The organism is Citrobacter sp. RHBSTW-00859 (assembly GCF_013729795.1).
In the GTDB taxonomy this organism is placed as follows: Bacteria; Pseudomonadota; Gammaproteobacteria; order Enterobacterales; family Enterobacteriaceae; genus Citrobacter; species Citrobacter braakii.
This window is the reverse complement of record NZ_CP056284.1, coordinates 4,939,996-4,955,569: the sequence shown is the minus strand read 5'-3', so window position 1 is coordinate 4,955,569 and position 15,574 is coordinate 4,939,996. Positions and strand designations below refer to the sequence as shown.

Sequence of the window (15,574 nt, the reverse complement as noted above, 5' to 3'; positions counted from 1 at the left end):
ATGGTACAGAATCCTCGCCGGGCGTTCATTATGCTGTCGGCTGTCTTTTTTTACTGGGGCGTCCTGACGGCAATTAATAGCGCCACGATTCCCTTTTTCCGGCAAGTTTTTTCGCTTTCATGGCGAGACTCGATGTTGGTAAATGTGGCGTTTTATCTCGCACCGTTTGTGATTTGTTTACCGTGTTCAGGCTGGATGGCGCGTTTAGGGTATCGCAGCGCACTCTTACTGGCGTTGATACTTGCCGCAAGTGGTTCGGTGGTGATTGCCGTATCGCTCTGGCTGGCATCATTTGCCGGTTGCCTGGTGGGGATTTTCATTGTGGCGATGGGGGTTGCGGCGATGCAGGTGGTCGCAAACCCTTATGTTAATCGGCTTGGCGAGGCGCAAAGTGCGGCTGGACGCCTCAGTCTGGCGTCGTCCATCAACTCCCTCGGGGCGGCGCTGGCGCCTGTCGTCCTGGCGGTTGTTCTGGCTGGCTCTGTCATTTCAGTTCCAGGGATGTATCTCGGTTTGATGCTGGTGGGAGGCATACTGCTGGTTGCGTTATACCGTTTTTCAATTGCTGATTTTCGTGACGCGCACGAGAATATTTTTTCTGCGATTCGTGCGCTCAGGCGCTATGCGCAGTTTCGTACTGGGGTGAGTGGCATTCTTGTTTATGTTGGCGTTGAAGTCAGCATGGGTACTACGGCTCTCAGCTATCTTCACGACCCGTCTTTGGGCGGGTTTTCGCTTGCACAAGCGACCTCCTTTATCGCGTTGTACTGGGGCGGTGCATTAGCGGGTCGGTTTTTGTATGGCTTGCTGGCTCACTGTTGCCGACCTCAGTTGTTGTTTTGCCTGTGTTCTTCGGGAGCGGTACTACTAACCGTTGCCGCGATAGTTTTCGCTAACCGTTTTGGCGGCTATTGCCTGCTGGCGACGGGGCTCATGAACTCGGTGATGTATCCCATTATTTTCTCTCGCACGCTCTCCGGCCTTGATCGCTATGCGGCATCTATTTCTGCTTGCTTGATTATGGCGGGCATTGGCGGCGGGGTGCTGCCCTTTATCCAGGGGATGGTTATTGATGCTATTGGCCTGCGTTTGAGCTTTTGGGTGCCGGTTATTGGGTATCTGTTTTTATTGCTGAACGGATTTAAGCTATACGCTCGAACGGAGGTATTTTGTGAGTAACGCCATCATTATTTGGTTAATTTAAGGTAGTACAACGGAAACTGATTTTCGGTGGTATTTAACCGTAAAGTTGGGATGACGCCGAGCCAGTGGCGTCATCTCAGTACCCAACATGATTAGCTGGCCATTCCCAGACCAACAATGTTTGCCGCGACAATGATCACTACGCAGCCAAGACTTAGCACGCTGACCGGACGTCTCCCTGCATTGCTCCACTCTTTCATGATCAGGCCCACGATACCGCCGCACAGGACGTAGAAGCTCATGTGCAGCATCCAGCTCATGTAGTCATACTGTGCTGGAATTTTGGCATGGCCCCAGGCGTAAAAGAAGAACTGGAGATACCACATCAGGCCAGCAAGCGCAGAAAACAGGATATTGCTGATAATCAGCGGTTTTGCTAAAGAGAAGTCGGCTTTTACTGACAGGTTTTTCATTTTTGCCAGACGAATGAAGCAGTATCCCAGATTGATCACCGCACCACCGCCCATGATGACTACGTAGCTTGGCAGGGCGACATACAGCGGATCGATACCGAGTGTTGCAGCGGCTTCGTGCATTGGTTTAGCCGCATCCATGGCAAAGGACATCCCTGCGGAGAAAAAGCCGCACATCACCGCCAGTATCAGACCTTTTTTCAGATTGAACTCTTCGGCTTTGATGCCCATCTTGCGCTCTTTTAACTGTCCGGCGCGGGTGACAATCGCCACTCCGATCAGGGCGACCAGCACGCCGAGCAGGGTCATACGTCCGCCTGGTGTGCCAATGAGCACGTCAAATTTACCGGCAATGATTGGCGTCATTAAGGTACCAACAATTAGCGTAATGCCGATAGCGATCCCGATCCCCATCGACATACCGAGATAGCGCATAGTCAGGCCATAGTTGATATTACCAATCCCCCACATGGCACCGAATAAAAATACCGGCAGCAGGGTGGACGCACTGAATGAACTGTAATAGGCCCAGAAGTCCGGCAGAAGGATCGCGCTGACGAGCCAGGGAAGGATCAGCCATGAAACAAAACCACCTATAGACCACATGGTTTCCCAGGACCAGTGTTGTACCTTTTTAAAAGGGGCATAGAAACAAGCGGCACTAGCGGCACCGATTAGATGCCATATTATCCCCATCGTAATTGCGTTACCCATTCTGTTTCCTTTTGAATTATCGATTTGGCAGGATGAAAACACCCGTTTTGATGTTCAAAAGTCTAAAGAGTGAGCAATAGATTAACCTTCAGCATGCTGCCGTGTGATCAGTAATGCTGGCAAAATTCAGGGGATGAAAGGGATATTGATCACAAATGCGGCTCCGCCCCTCTTTTTTGAGAAGGGCGGAAATATAGAGGATTAGCAAATTCTTACTGCCTGAATACCCAGTAGCCAGGCGAGTTTTTCCAGTGCCTCGCCATGGTGTCCCAGGCCAATGCTGCAATGATGAGCTGGGCCGCCCATGCACCATTGCGTGGTGAACTCGCGAGCTGATAACGGGAAGCGATAGCGGCTATTGGTGTTGCCAATATCCAGGACTTCACCTGGCACAGCTTCACCTTCGGCATACTGTAAACGCACCCCGTTTTCGGCATCTTCAATTACCGAAAGAAAGGTCACCGGACCTGATTTTACGGTCATCTGGATAGATACACCTTTACCGGGTTTACCATGATAAACCGGCAGCGGCACCAGACTCACCGGACCATCCGCCATCAGCGGGTGTGCCGGACCGTCATGTCCCCACAAAACAGCATCATCATTAAATTCAATGCCATATGGTTCTGAGAATGAACCGCCAGCCCCCAGAAGTTGCTGAATTTTCATCGCCAGCACATTTTTGATTTCATATTCTCCCGCTACGGGAATACCACGGTGGGTAAGCAGCGTGTTGCCGAGAATGATTGAGGTGATGATGTTCTCGTAAGCGTTGCCGTTACGGCCTTCATAATAATAGGCTAGTGCACCGAGTTTATTCTGGGCAATCAGTTTATCCATGGCGCAGGCAGTGGTGAGTGCGCGGTTGAGCTCTGCAGGTTCGCATGCCGCATCCAACTGAAGTACACGGTGCATTTCCTGTCGTTTGGCATTGAGGTCTGCCTCGCTGACCTGCTCGCGATATTCCGCCAACTCACACATTTCCAATGGCTTAAAGCGTACGCCCATTTTGGCGGACAAGTTCGTCATATTGCTGTAAACGTCTACCATGCCGTCATAATAGTGCCCGAGGACGCCGACCTGACAATTTGCCAGCATTTGACGAGCGTTAAGTGCCAGTAGCCACTGCGCCGTTTGTTGCCAGACATACTCATCGCCCTGTAATGCGCCAACAATCAACTGAAAGCGGATATTCGCACGGTTAAACACGTTTGCCAGTTCGGGGGCGCTGCAGGCCTGACAGTGCGCCAGCCACTCTCCAGTACGACCTCCCCGATCGGGAATTTGACGGATTGTTGAATAAGGCAGCCCTGGCTCTGGCTGTAGGGCCAGAATAATGACCGGTTTATTGATACTCTGCACAAGCGGTAGCACCGTTGAGCTGAGCGCATAGGTGCTGATGTAAAGACAGACAGCATCGACCGGCTGTTGCTGCAACCGTCTGACAAGGGCATCGGCTTTATCGACGTTATCAATCAGGCCGCCATTAATCACGCTGGCTTGTTGCGCCGTCAGGCGCTCATCAATTGATTGCAGATAGCCCTGAAGACGTGACTCCAGGCCTGTAAACTGGGGCCAGTATGTGTCGAGGCCGATACCAAAAAGGGCAATGTTGACAGACATAGCAATATTTCCTTGTGAGATAATCTTCAGACTATGTCGTGCTTTATCTCCCATGTCCTTCATGTCGCTGCCTATTTTCTACTCAGATTGGCAAAATCAGCCTGATTTTCCCAGTGATGCTCACACTTTTACCTCATAATAGCCATGTAAAAAGTACGGCATTGATAATCATTTTCAATATCATTTAATTAACTATAATGACCCAACTGCTTACGCGGCGTTAACACTGGCCGCCCGACAATACTGGAGATGATTATGAGTTATACACTGCCATCCCTGCCGTACGCTTATGATGCCCTTGAACCGCACTTCGATAAGCAGACGATGGAAATCCACCATACCAAACACCACCAGGCTTACGTAAACAACGCTAACGCTGCGCTGGAAAGCTTGCCTGAATTCGCGAGCCTGCCTGTTGAAGAGCTGATCACCAAACTGGATCAACTGCCAGCAGACAAGAAAACCGTACTGCGTAACAACGCGGGCGGCCACGCTAACCACAGCCTGTTCTGGAAAGGTCTGAAAACCGGTACTACGCTGCAGGGCGACCTGAAAGCGGCTATCGAACGTGACTTCGGCTCCGTGGACAACTTCAAAGCTGAATTTGAAAAAGCTGCGGCAACCCGTTTTGGTTCCGGCTGGGCGTGGCTGGTTCTGAAAGGTGACAAACTGGCTGTTGTTTCCACTGCTAACCAGGATTCCCCGCTGATGGGTGAAGCTATCTCTGGCGCTTCCGGCTTCCCGATCGTGGGCCTGGACGTTTGGGAACACGCTTACTACCTGAAATTCCAGAACCGTCGCCCGGACTACATCAAAGAGTTCTGGAACGTGGTGAACTGGGACGAAGCTGCCGCGCGTTTCGCAGCGAAAAAATAAGTTCTACGCTTTAACAAGCCCCTGCAAGCAATGCTTGTGGGGGTTTTTTTGTGATCAAAATCAATATAAAAACAATGATCCACTTAAATTGAAACAAGGTTTTATTATGCGAGTGGGATCACTTTTATAGTTTCTATGAATGTCTATCTTCGTTTCATCAAGACGGGCGCATCTCATAAGCAAGATGCAATCGCCCATAAAAATTGCCCCATTTTTATGTCTACAGGTGATGGAAATGCAGATCAAACGAACGATAGAGAAAATCCCAGGCGGCATGATGCTGGTGCCGCTTTTTCTGGGCGCGTTGTGTCACACCTTTTCCCCCGGCGCCGGGAAATACTTCGGCTCCTTTACCAACGGTATGATCACCGGTACGGTGCCTATTCTGGCGGTCTGGTTCTTTTGTATGGGGGCGTCGATCAAGCTAAGCGCTACCGGTACCGTGCTGCGTAAATCAGGCACGCTGGTCATAACCAAGATTCTGGTAGCGTGGGTGGTCGCGGCGATTGCTTCACGTATTCTGCCGGAACATGGTGTAGAAGTTGGTTTCTTCGCCGGGTTGTCTACGCTGGCGCTGGTGGCCGCCATGGATATGACCAACGGCGGGCTGTATGCCTCGATTATGCAGCAGTACGGCACCAAAGAAGAGGCCGGGGCGTTTGTCCTGATGTCGCTGGAGTCTGGCCCGCTGATGACTATGGTGATTCTGGGAACCGCCGGGATCGCTTCGTTTGAACCGCACGTGTTTGTGGGGGCCGTATTACCGTTCCTGATTGGCTTTGCGCTGGGGAATCTGGACCCTGAGCTGCGGGAGTTCTTCAGCAAAGCGGTGCAGACGTTGATTCCTTTCTTTGCCTTCGCGCTTGGTAACACCATTGATTTGAGCGTGATTGCGCAGACCGGTGTACTGGGTATTTTGCTGGGCGTGGCGGTAATTATCATTACCGGTATTCCATTGATTATCGCCGATAAACTGATTGGCGGCGGCGATGGCACGGCGGGGATTGCGGCCTCCAGCTCAGCCGGTGCGGCGGTCGCTACGCCAGTGCTGATTGCTGAAATGGTTCCGGCATTTAAACCGATGGCGCCGGCAGCAACTTCCCTTGTCGCCACGTCGGTGATTGTGACCTCCATTCTGGTGCCGATTATCACTTCCATCTGGTCGAAAAGAGTTAAAGCCAGGGCGGCGGAAATTGATATTCGTAGCGCCGTGAAGTAAGCCTCTTTTGCCGGATGGTCTGTTCCATCCGGCTTAACGATTTACGCTTTGACGACAAATACCTCATCGATGGTCCGACACTCACCCTCGTTCAACTCTCCGCCGGCATTTCGTGACACACCGGTGCAATAGCCAAACTTACGCGATACCACGGTTTTGATGGTGGTGACGAAATCTTCGCCGATGGCGTAGATGGACATGTAGGTGCCAATCTGGTTCTGAATGTCGCGAAGTGCTGTCAGGTCGCCCTGTTTAAATGCTTCCCGTGCGCTGACAAACAGTTCAGGCATGACGTTGTTTAATCCTGAAATCACCCCCGCGCCGCCTGCCAGCAGGTTAGGAATGTAGTATTCGTCATAGCCGGACAACACGGCAAAATCCTCGCGTACGGCGCGGGTGGTCTGGATCATACTGCGAGTATGGGACTGGCAGTCGACGGTATCTTTAATGCCTGCGAAGTTGGGGAACTCGGCGGCGAGGGTGGCAACCAGTTCGGGCGTTAAATCGCAGCCAGTGCGCGCCGGAAAGTTATAGGCAAACCATTTACCGCTGAGCTTCTGCCCCAACTGACGGAAGTAGCTCACCAGCTGTTTTGCCGTTTGCCCGTAGTAGTAAGGCGGCAGGATCATCACGGCATCGTAATCGGCGCGATACGCTTCCTGCGCCATCAACAGCACATCATTCTGGCAGGTGGATGAGACGTTGGCGACCATCTTCAGCGAGCTCATAGCGCGGGCCTCGCGGATCAGTAACAGCTTTTCTTCGAGCGTAAAGGAGGCAAATTCCCCGATGCTACCCATCAGCAAAATCACGTCGATTTTGGCCTCGGTAAGGCGTTTGAGATGCTGGCTCAGACCGTTAAGATCGATCTTGCCGTCATTATCCATTGGCGTAATGGAAGGACACCAGACGCCAGCAAATTGCGATTGACCAGTCACGTTGTTGACTCCTTATTTGAAATGATGTTTCAAAACCAGATTACATTGATAGCATGTGTCCCTAAGTTTCATGTGAACCGTGCTCTCATTTTGAGCGACTGGGGTAAAATAAATGTGGTGTAATGGGGGAAATTTATCGGGAGAGGGAACAGATGCGATATCCGGTCGATGTTTTTACAGGCAAGGTTCGGGACTACACGGGAAGCCGTCCCAGCGCGATTGCTAAGGTCCAGGTTGACGGCGAGCTGATGCTGACCGAACTGGGGCTGACGGGTGATGAACAGGCGGAAACGAAAATTCACGGTGGGCCGGATCGCGCGCTGTGCCACTATCCGCGTGAACACTATCAGCACTGGAGACAAGAGTTTCCGGAGCAGGCAGAGCGCTTTGTCGCGCCCGCGTTTGGCGAGAATCTCTCTACTCAGGGGCTAACGGAAGAGAATGTATTTATTGGCGACATTTTCCAGTGGGGAGATGCGCTGATTCAGGTCACGCAGCCGCGCTCGCCGTGCTTTAAGCTGAATTTCCATTTTGGCATCAGCGATATGGCTAGCCAGATGCAGGATGCAGGCAAGACGGGCTGGTTGTGCAGCGTCATCGCTCCAGGCCAGGTGTCGGCGGACGCGCCGTTGATCCTGGCTTCACGCGTCAGCGACGTCAGCGTGCGGGAGGCGATTGCCATTGCCTGGCATATGCCGTTTGATGACTCACAATATCACCGTTTACTCTCGGCTGCCGGGTTATCGAAAAGCTGGACCAGAACGATGCAAAAGCGTCGTTTAAGCGGCAAGATCGAAGACAATTCCCGCCGTTTGTGGGGAAAATAAAGACATTCTGGCCATGCAATTAAATCAGGTGGTAACACCTGATTTGCCTCTCTCGTGGTTCTTATCTCTGCATACTAAGGCAGGTTAAAAAAACCTGCCTGTCACGCCATGTTTTCAGTCCATTCTTGATACCTGGCCCACAAAAAGAAACTCTGCGTTGAAAAAAAACTTGAGTATTTCCTGCACTCAAATATCTTAGCTTTAAATTGGTTTAAACCAGATGAGCAAGATGAAAAAGAAAAACAATGTTGATGTGCTTAGAGAGCGCTTTGAAAGCTGGTTAAACGAGAATAATTTGCCAGCGGGCTCTAAATTGCCTTCGGAGAGAGAGTTATGTGAGTTGCTGGATGCGAAGCGCATGACCTTACGTCAGGTTCTGATTGAGCTTGAGATCGATGCGCGTATCTTCCGAAAGAACCGCAGTGGTTGGTTTATTTCATCGAAGCGATTTATTTATAATCCCAAATCACTTTCCAGCTTTAATGCTGAAGCCTGTGCTCAGGGGCGCAAACCTTTTTGGGGTTATTTAACCAAAGAAACGATTGCGACGGTTCCGCACCATGTTGATGATGTTTTTCTCTCCTCCGGTGATCGCTATTTAGTTACCGGTTGGTGTGGTCTTGATTCGCATAAAGTGTTTTACCATGAGTCCTATATTGATGCTGATGTTGCGCCAGGATTCATTAACAAATTGGGCAATCAGTCTTTTGCCAGCGTCTGGGAAGATGCGTTTGGTCATGCTTTAAATATCAAAGAAATGATTTTTAAACCGGTCAATATGCCAGAAGTGGCCTGCAAAGAGTTGGGCGTTGCGCCTAATACTTATGGAATTTTAGTAGAAAAACATCGGGCTACCCGAGATAAAAAAGTGGTTCAGGTTGATTTTGAATACTGGCGACTTGAATCAGTGGAACTTGTTATTCGTGATGAATGAGAAAAATAATGGGAAAATGCAACCAAGAACTTCTCGCTGAGCGTGCGAGAAATATACCACTGTACCTACATGCTTATGCCTTTCATCTGAATATGCGCTATGAGAGAGTCCTTCCAGGCGATCTTCTGGATATTGCGCATCAGCAACAATTAAAGGGAGTGAAAATACATGTTGAGGATGGTGAGTCCCAATCACTGCAGAAACTAAACGATCGGCAGTTGCACGATTTTAAAGAAAAGGCCAAAAAATATAACCTCGATGTACATATTGAAACGAGCGCATCGGACAATGCGACATTGACGGATGCGATCCGTATTGCTGTGGCAACTGGCGCAACTTCAGTACGTTTCTACCCCCGCTATGAAGGACATCTCAACGATGTCATGGCAAAGATTGCCAATGATATTGCGTGGTTGTCTCAGTATGACGATTGCGGACTAAGCTTTACTATCGAACAGCATGAAGATCTGCAAGGCCATGAACTGGTGACGCTGGTTAATAATAGTGGAATGAAGAATCTCTCTATTCTTTTTGATTTTGGCAACATGATTAACGCCAATGAGCAGCCGCTTTCTGCGTTAGAAGTTATGTCCCCTCTAATCACTCAGGTGCATATCAAAGACGCAAAAATTATTAAAGAAGATAAAGGCTGGGGGCATGAGGCTTGTCGTTCAGGATACGGTGATTTACCAATGGAAGAGATGCTTAAGGCATTATTACTTTTAGGTGAGGACAAGCCGCAAGTAAATGCTTTTGGTCTGGAAGAGGAAGTTGAATATTATGCTCCGGCATTTCGTTTTGATGATGAAGGTGATAATCCCTGGATCCCATGGCGCGATGCAAGCTATACGCCGCTGCCCGACAGTAACATGATTGATGCGCGACTGGCGCAGGAAAAAGAACATGCTCTTGCTCAAATAAAGTATATCCGTGATTTATGCGACAAGTTCACAAGTAATAAATAAACTTCTTTAAATATTATTAAATGCGAAAAGGGTTATGAAAATAACTCTCTTAATTTATTAGTTATATGATTTAATTTAAATATTTCTCTCAACAAGCAATGAGGGTTTAATTATGTTCATGAACAAATGGGCAAGGCTCTGTTTTTTAATTTTAGGCGGCGGCACAATATTCAAACTTTCAAGTATGAAAGACGTTTTCTATGTGCCAATGCAAAGTGACTGGGGTTTAACTAATACGCAAATTGGTTTAAGTTTTACTGTTTATACGATTGTTCAGACAACCGGGCTTTTTCTGTCGCTCTATATCGCAGACCGTTATTCCAAGAAAATATTATTACCATTTGGTCTGATCGGCGTTGGGCTATGCGGTTTATATTTGGCGACGCTACCGTCATTTACCGGTTATCTTATTTGCTTTGCCGCAATGGCGTTCTTTGCCGATGTGGTTTATTGGCCGGTATTACTGAAAGCTGTGCGTCTGCTAGGTACGCAAGAAGAACAAGGGCGCATGTTTGGCTTTTTAGAAGCAGGACGCGGCGTGGTGGATGTTATCGTCGCTTCTGGCGCTCTGTTTGTTTTCGTCCAGTTTGGTGAAGGTAAAGCGGGGATGCAGGCTGGACTGCTGTTTTATACGGTCATTACGCTTGCGGCAGGTATTGTGACGTACTTTATTGTCGATGATGACAAAGTGAAAGGCGGCGAGAAAACCAGTGCAAACATGGAAGTCTTAAAGGGTATCAAACATGTGTTGTCCTGCCCTAACGTCTGGCTGGCTTCTTTAGGGATTTTCTTTGTTTACGCCGCGTACTGTGGCCTGACTTACTTCATCCCATTCTTAAAAGATATCTACATGCTGCCGGTAGCGCTCGTCGGCGCGTACGGCATCATCAACCAGTATGCATTGAAAATGGTGGGAGGGCCGATTGGTGGGCTGCTGGCGGATAAGGTTGCTAAATCACCTACGGTTTACCTGAAGTGGACGTTTCTGATCTCTGCTGCTGCTATGGTTGTTTTTATGCTGTTGCCACATCAAACGATGAATGTGTATATCGGTATGGCGGCGACGCTAGGATTTGGGGCGATTATTTTCTCACAGCGCGCCATTTTCTTTGCACCAATGGATGAGATTGGTACCCCGCGTGAATATGCCGGTTCGGCGATGGCATTTGGCTGTATCATCGGTTATATGCCCGCCATGTTTGCGTATACGTTATACGGCTATTTACTGGATACCAATAGCGGCATTACGGGCTATAACTATGTCTTTAGCGTGATGATTGCATTCAGCTTAATGGGCTTTATCTGTTCGACCATTCTGGTGAAGCGGATTAAAAAGCAAAAGCTAGCGGCTGCGACTGTGGCAGCATAATGTGAGAACTTCCCCGGTACGACGTTACCGGGGAAGCCTGTTAAGCGCGTTTATACAGCGGCAACCAAATTACCAGCCGTAAACCACCCAGCGGGCTGTCTTCGGCTTTCACCCAGCCACGATGCTGTTGGATTGCGGTTTCAACAATCGCCAGACCCAGACCTGTTCCGCCAGACTCGCGATCGCGCGCCTCATCGGTACGATAGAACGGACGGAAAATCTGTTCTCTGTCTTCAGGGCTAACGCCCGGGCCATCGTCGTCTACGGTGATGGTAATCCCGTCGATATCCACCGCGAAGCCAACTTCAATCTGCGTGTGTGAATAACGCAGGGCATTGCGCACAATATTTTCCAGCGCGCTTTCCAGCGCATTTGGGTTGCCGTACAGCGGCCACGGGCCCGGCGGGAAATTCACCGTGAGTGATTTACCCATCTGCTCGGCTTCAAAGGCGGCGTTATCCAGCACTTCGCCCCACAGCTGATTGGCTTTCACCGTTTCACTGACCAGCGCGTTTTTCTGCTGATTACGTGACATCACCAGCAGGTCGTTGATCATGCTGTCCAGCCGATGTGCTTCTGTTTCAATACGCTCCAGCTCTTTGCTTTCACCGCTACGACGGCGCAGCAGCGCGGTGCCCAACTGCAGACGCGTCAACGGCGTTCTCAACTCGTGGGAGATGTCCGACAGCAGGCGTTGCTGCGAGGTCATCATTCGCTCCAGCGCCGTCACCATCTGGTTAAAGCTGGCGCCTGCCGCCAGAAACTCCTGCGGACCGGCTTCCAGTTCCGGATGCTGACGCAGGTTGCCCTGGGCCACTTCATCCGCCGCGTTTTTCAACTTACGCGCCGGTTTCGCCAGACTCCAGGCAAGCCAGAGCAGTAGCGGAGAGCTGACTAACATGGTGACAAACAGCAACAACAGCGGTCGGTCGAACAACAGATTGATAAAGTCAGATTGTGAGCTGCTGGCAGGTCGAATGAGATACAGCTGGTAGTTATCTTCGCCGTCTCTGACGGAGAAAGGCCCGACCATCTCAACGCGACCGTATTTTTTCTTTTGCGGATGGTCGGCGTTATCGGCCTGACCAATAAAGTTACGAATGATCTGCATTTCGTTGCGTTCTGCGCCGATCACGCGTCCTTCCGTCGTAACAAGCAATAACCGCTGTCCTGGCGGCGCCCACTTGTCTATCGCCCGAAACAAGCGACGCCACCACATTAAATCGTTGGGTGGATCGTTCGCCAGTTCAGCTTCAACGTGTTGCTCAATCATCAACCCCTGGCGCTGCTCGCTGTCCAGTAGCTCGGTCATCTGGCGTGAATCAAGCTTGGGTAACATCAGTACCAACATCAACACCAGTGCCAGCGTCAACCAGAAGATGGCAAAGATGCGCGCGGTTAAGCTCCCTATCATGAAGCGGAGACCATCAGGTAGCCGCGACCGCGCAGGGTTTTAAACCACGGGTGTCCGTCTTTACGTTCTGGCAGCTTACGACGCAGGTTCGAGATATGCATGTCGATCGCGCGATCGAAAGGTGTCAGGCGTTTGCCCAGCACTTCCTGGCTCAGGTGTTCACGCGAAACCACCTGACCGAGATGCTGTGCCAGCAAATAGAGCAGGGTGAATTCGGTGCCGGTTAATTCCAGGGTTTGCCCGTCAAAGCTGGCTTCCTGGCGACCCGGATTAAGGCTTAACGCATCCACTTCCAGAGTCGGCGAACCGTTGTCGCTGTTCTGCTGCTGTTCGCTCCAGTGTGAGCGACGCAAAATAGCGCGGATGCGCGCGACCAGTTCACGGTCGTTAAACGGTTTGGGTAAATAGTCGTCCGCGCCCAGCTCAAGGCCAAGTACGCGATCCAATTCGCTGCCGCGAGCGGTCAGCATGATTACGGGTGTCTGGTGTGTCTGACGAAGTGCTTTCAGCGTATCAATGCCATTTTTCTTCGGCATCATGACGTCGAGCAAAAGTAAATCGATGCTGTCATCCAGAAGCTCAAGCGCCTGTTCCCCATCATAGGCAACCAGCACATCGAAACCTTCCATTTCGAGCAACTCCTTTAACAGGGAAGTCAGCTCTCGGTCATCATCAACTAACAGGATTTTATTCATTGTTTACGTACCTCCGAGGCAGAAATTACGTCATCAGGCGTCGCTAATCTATGACTTTACGTTGTTTTACACCCCCTGACGCATGTTTGCAGCCCGAATCGTAAACTGTCTCTCGTTGAATCGCGACAGAAAAGATTTTGGGAGCAAGTGATGGGCAAAGTTACCGCTGCCGTCATGGCCTCAACGCTGGCACTGAGTACTTTAAGCCATGCAGCTGAAGTCGTCACAGGCGATCACTGGCACCTGGGTGAAGGCTCCGCGCAACGCAGCGTTCAGAGCCACATGTTCGACGGTATCAGTTTAACCGAACATCAACGTCAACAGATGCGAGATTTAATGCAGCAGGCAAGACACGAACAGCCTCCTGTTAATGTTAGCGAAATGGAGACAATGCATCGCCTTGTCACCGCAGAGAAATTTGATGAACGCGCTGTGCGCGCTCAGGCAGAAAGAATGGCGCAAGAACAGGTTGCCCGCCAGGTTGAAATAGCCAAGGTTCGCAACCAGATGTATCGCCTGTTAACGCCCGAGCAGCAAGCGGTTTTAAATGAGAGACATGAACAACGAATGGAGCAACTGCGCGACGTAGCGCACTGGAAAAAAAGCTCATCGTTGAATTTATTGAGTAGTAGCAACTCACGTTCCCAGTAGTAACCCTGTTTTCCTTGCCATAGACACCATCCCTGTCTTCCCCCTCATGATGAGGGGGTTTTTTTTATCAATCACTTACATCAGTTTTCATAAAAAACAGCAACTTAAAAAAACCTGTAAGGGACTGGAAGGGCTACAAAGTTCTCCGGGTGTGGACACTATGTGGACACTCGGGCGGTCTAATTCCCTAATCGAGTATGTCGAGTTCTTTGATTTTTTGTACGGCTGCAATTAGCTCATCTGGCTTGTAATTGGAAGCATCAATTTCTTTCAACTTTCCATCATCGAGAACAAGCCGCAACTTTTTATCTTTTTTAAGATAAGCGGCTAACACACCGGCAACTGCGCCAATGGCAGCAGTGCCGAACGGTAGCAGGATGTTGATATATTCCGTTGTGCCAGCACCGAAACACATTGGCCCTCGTTGATAAGGAACGGCCACGGTGTCAAGCTCTTTGGCTAAATAGGCAATATTTCTGCCGCTGGCTCTGCAATGGATCTTGTTTATGGAACTGTTTGTCATTTCTTCAAAACTCCCTTTGCGTAAACGCATTAAACTGGTCATCCCACTTTTTAAGGGCGTTATGACCATCCTCTGTGGTTACAACTGGTCGCTTAAATTCAGGCCTGCCGGGAAAGCGCAGGCCGACGGGTTAAGCTTTGACGTCTATCAGGACGACGTTACATCGCAAGATGCGCTTATCGTCCTGGTCGATAGCAAACGGACTATGCTGCCTGATTAGTTATCAAACCGTTAAACCTCCCTTTAGTGGGTTTAACGCTACTGCGTTTTGCAGGTAATCAGGCGCAAGGTGCGCGTAGGCCATCGTCTGCTGAATGCTCGCGTGTCCGAGAATCTGCTGCAGCGCAATAATATTGCCCCCGTTCATCATGAAATGGCTTGCGAAGGTATGGCGCAGAATATGGGTTGCCTGATTGGGTGGGATATCAGGTTTCACTCTGCGTAAAATTCCGCAAAACTTCTCATAATCGACCTTGAACAATTTAGCACTGGCCTCCTCTTTAACTTTCTTCTCCAGCTCCTCAGAAATCGGCACGGTTCGCTTTTTGCCGTTTTTGGTTTTCAAAAAGGTAACCCTGCAGCTTGTTATCTGCGCTGGTTTCAGCGTGGCAACTTCTGTCCATCTTCCGCCTGTGCTCAGGCACAAAAGCGCGACCAGTAAGTCATCACCAACCAAAACACTCAACAGCTTCTCAATTTCTGATTTCTCCAGAAACGTCATTTCCGGGTTGGCTTCCGCCAGCGGCGGCAGTCCATGAATCGGATGTTGCCCGGAAAATTCATCTAGCTGGATTAGCTTGGTGAACATGCCCGATAAGCGGTACATGTCACGATTTATCGTCGCTGCGCTGATGCCATCGCGTAGACGAACAGAGCGGTAATCCATCAGGCATTTTTTATTTAACCTGCTGACCGGTATGTCACCCAATCCGCTGATGGTTTTGCGCAAATGCCCTCGCTCTTTTTCTCCGTGTTCGTGATTCTGGCCGTGATACTTCCACCATGCCTCTAACAGCTCTGACAGGGTGCGGCGGTCTGTTCGCTGGCCTGCCCATTCTTTCTGGCTGGCGTTGGCGATTGTGTATCGCTCAAATGCTACAGCCTCAGCTTTTCTTTCAAACTTCCTGCGGATGCGTTTTCCGTCGCGGCCGCGAGGTCTAATGTCCACTTCATAGCGACCATCATCGAGCTTCTTAATTGGCATAAGAAA

General features: G+C 50.0%; 16 protein-coding genes. 9 read left to right on the top strand and 7 right to left on the bottom strand.

Annotation, left to right across the window (positions count from 1 at the left end):
- A complete protein-coding gene (locus tag HV302_RS24955; protein ID WP_115191157.1) occupies positions 1–1,179 on the top strand; it encodes an MFS transporter in 1,179 nt (392 codons plus the stop codon).
- Positions 1,180–1,295: 116 nt separating this feature from the next.
- On the opposite strand, the gene rhaT is transcribed toward HV302_RS24955, so the two are convergent.
- Both rhaT and HV302_RS24945 read right to left on the bottom strand, forming a co-directional pair.
- Positions 1,296–2,330 carry an L-rhamnose/proton symporter RhaT gene (rhaT, locus tag HV302_RS24950; protein WP_016157897.1) on the bottom strand — a complete coding sequence of 345 codons (1,035 nt, stop codon included), beginning with the start codon at positions 2,328–2,330 and terminating at the stop codon, positions 1,296–1,298.
- A gap of 201 nt (positions 2,331–2,531) precedes the next feature.
- Positions 2,532–3,953, bottom strand: a complete 1,422-nt coding sequence (locus tag HV302_RS24945) for an L-fucose/L-arabinose isomerase family protein (RefSeq protein ID WP_181626718.1) — start codon at positions 3,951–3,953, stop codon at positions 2,532–2,534.
- A 255-nt stretch (positions 3,954–4,208) separates the two neighbouring features.
- Here HV302_RS24945 and sodA point away from each other — a divergent pair, with 255 nt between their 5' ends.
- Both sodA and kdgT read left to right on the top strand, forming a co-directional pair.
- On the top strand, positions 4,209–4,829 hold the full coding sequence (sodA, locus tag HV302_RS24940; protein ID WP_016155203.1) for a superoxide dismutase [Mn]: 621 nt from the start codon (positions 4,209–4,211) through the stop codon (positions 4,827–4,829).
- A 235-nt stretch (positions 4,830–5,064) separates the two neighbouring features.
- Positions 5,065–6,048 carry a 2-keto-3-deoxygluconate transporter gene (gene kdgT, locus HV302_RS24935; RefSeq protein WP_016155204.1) on the top strand — a complete coding sequence of 328 codons (984 nt, stop codon included), beginning with the start codon at positions 5,065–5,067 and terminating at the stop codon, positions 6,046–6,048.
- A 41-nt stretch (positions 6,049–6,089) separates the two neighbouring features.
- Here kdgT and HV302_RS24930 read toward each other — a convergent pair whose 3' ends face one another.
- Positions 6,090–6,986 carry a dihydrodipicolinate synthase family protein gene (locus HV302_RS24930; RefSeq protein ID WP_181626717.1) on the bottom strand — a complete coding sequence of 299 codons (897 nt, stop codon included), beginning with the start codon at positions 6,984–6,986 and terminating at the stop codon, positions 6,090–6,092.
- A 152-nt stretch (positions 6,987–7,138) separates the two neighbouring features.
- Between HV302_RS24930 and yiiM the strand changes: the two genes are divergently transcribed.
- The 4 genes from yiiM to HV302_RS24910 all read left to right on the top strand — a co-directional run bounded on the left by yiiM (position 7,139) and on the right by HV302_RS24910 (position 11,081).
- Entirely contained in the window at positions 7,139–7,813 is a 675-nt protein-coding gene (gene yiiM / locus HV302_RS24925) for a 6-hydroxyaminopurine reductase (RefSeq protein ID WP_075848782.1), read from the top strand.
- Between the two features lie 229 nt (positions 7,814–8,042).
- Positions 8,043–8,747 (top strand): GntR family transcriptional regulator, encoded by a 705-nt coding sequence (locus HV302_RS24920; RefSeq protein ID WP_019077919.1) that lies wholly within the window; start codon positions 8,043–8,045, stop codon positions 8,745–8,747.
- Positions 8,748–8,755: 8 nt separating this feature from the next.
- Positions 8,756–9,712 carry a sugar phosphate isomerase/epimerase family protein gene (locus tag HV302_RS24915; RefSeq protein ID WP_181626716.1) on the top strand — a complete coding sequence of 319 codons (957 nt, stop codon included), beginning with the start codon at positions 8,756–8,758 and terminating at the stop codon, positions 9,710–9,712.
- Between the two features lie 118 nt (positions 9,713–9,830).
- Entirely contained in the window at positions 9,831–11,081 is a 1,251-nt protein-coding gene (locus HV302_RS24910) for an MFS transporter (RefSeq protein ID WP_094761768.1), read from the top strand.
- A 40-nt stretch (positions 11,082–11,121) separates the two neighbouring features.
- Here the strand turns inward: HV302_RS24910 and cpxA are convergent, their stop codons facing one another.
- Both cpxA and cpxR read right to left on the bottom strand, forming a co-directional pair.
- Complete coding sequence (gene cpxA / locus HV302_RS24905) at positions 11,122–12,495, bottom strand: envelope stress sensor histidine kinase CpxA (protein ID WP_181626715.1); 1,374 nt, start codon at positions 12,493–12,495, stop codon at positions 11,122–11,124.
- A complete protein-coding gene (gene cpxR, locus HV302_RS24900) occupies positions 12,492–13,190 on the bottom strand; it encodes an envelope stress response regulator transcription factor CpxR (protein ID WP_006686193.1) in 699 nt (232 codons plus the stop codon). The genes cpxA and cpxR overlap by 4 nt, the downstream gene beginning before the upstream one ends.
- Positions 13,191–13,340: 150 nt before the next feature.
- On the opposite strand from cpxR, the gene cpxP reads away from it, so the two are divergent.
- The gene (gene cpxP, locus HV302_RS24895) at positions 13,341–13,841 is read left to right on the top strand and encodes a cell-envelope stress modulator CpxP (protein ID WP_016155211.1); all 501 of its coding nucleotides are present in this window, start codon (positions 13,341–13,343) and stop codon (positions 13,839–13,841) included.
- A 187-nt stretch (positions 13,842–14,028) separates the two neighbouring features.
- Here cpxP and HV302_RS24890 read toward each other — a convergent pair whose 3' ends face one another.
- On the bottom strand, positions 14,029–14,364 hold the full coding sequence (locus HV302_RS24890) for a hypothetical protein (protein WP_032267783.1): 336 nt from the start codon (positions 14,362–14,364) through the stop codon (positions 14,029–14,031).
- Here HV302_RS24890 and HV302_RS24885 point away from each other — a divergent pair.
- The gene (locus HV302_RS24885) at positions 14,348–14,584 is read left to right on the top strand and encodes a hypothetical protein (RefSeq protein ID WP_032237103.1); all 237 of its coding nucleotides are present in this window, start codon (positions 14,348–14,350) and stop codon (positions 14,582–14,584) included. The two genes, HV302_RS24890 and HV302_RS24885, sit on opposite strands and share 17 nt — an antisense overlap.
- Positions 14,585–14,587: 3 nt before the next feature.
- On the opposite strand, the gene HV302_RS24880 is transcribed toward HV302_RS24885, so the two are convergent.
- Positions 14,588–15,568: a phage integrase gene (locus HV302_RS24880; RefSeq protein ID WP_175136015.1), complete on the bottom strand. Its 981-nt coding sequence runs from the start codon at positions 15,566–15,568 to the stop codon at positions 14,588–14,590.
- Between the last annotated feature and the right edge of the window lie 6 nt (positions 15,569–15,574).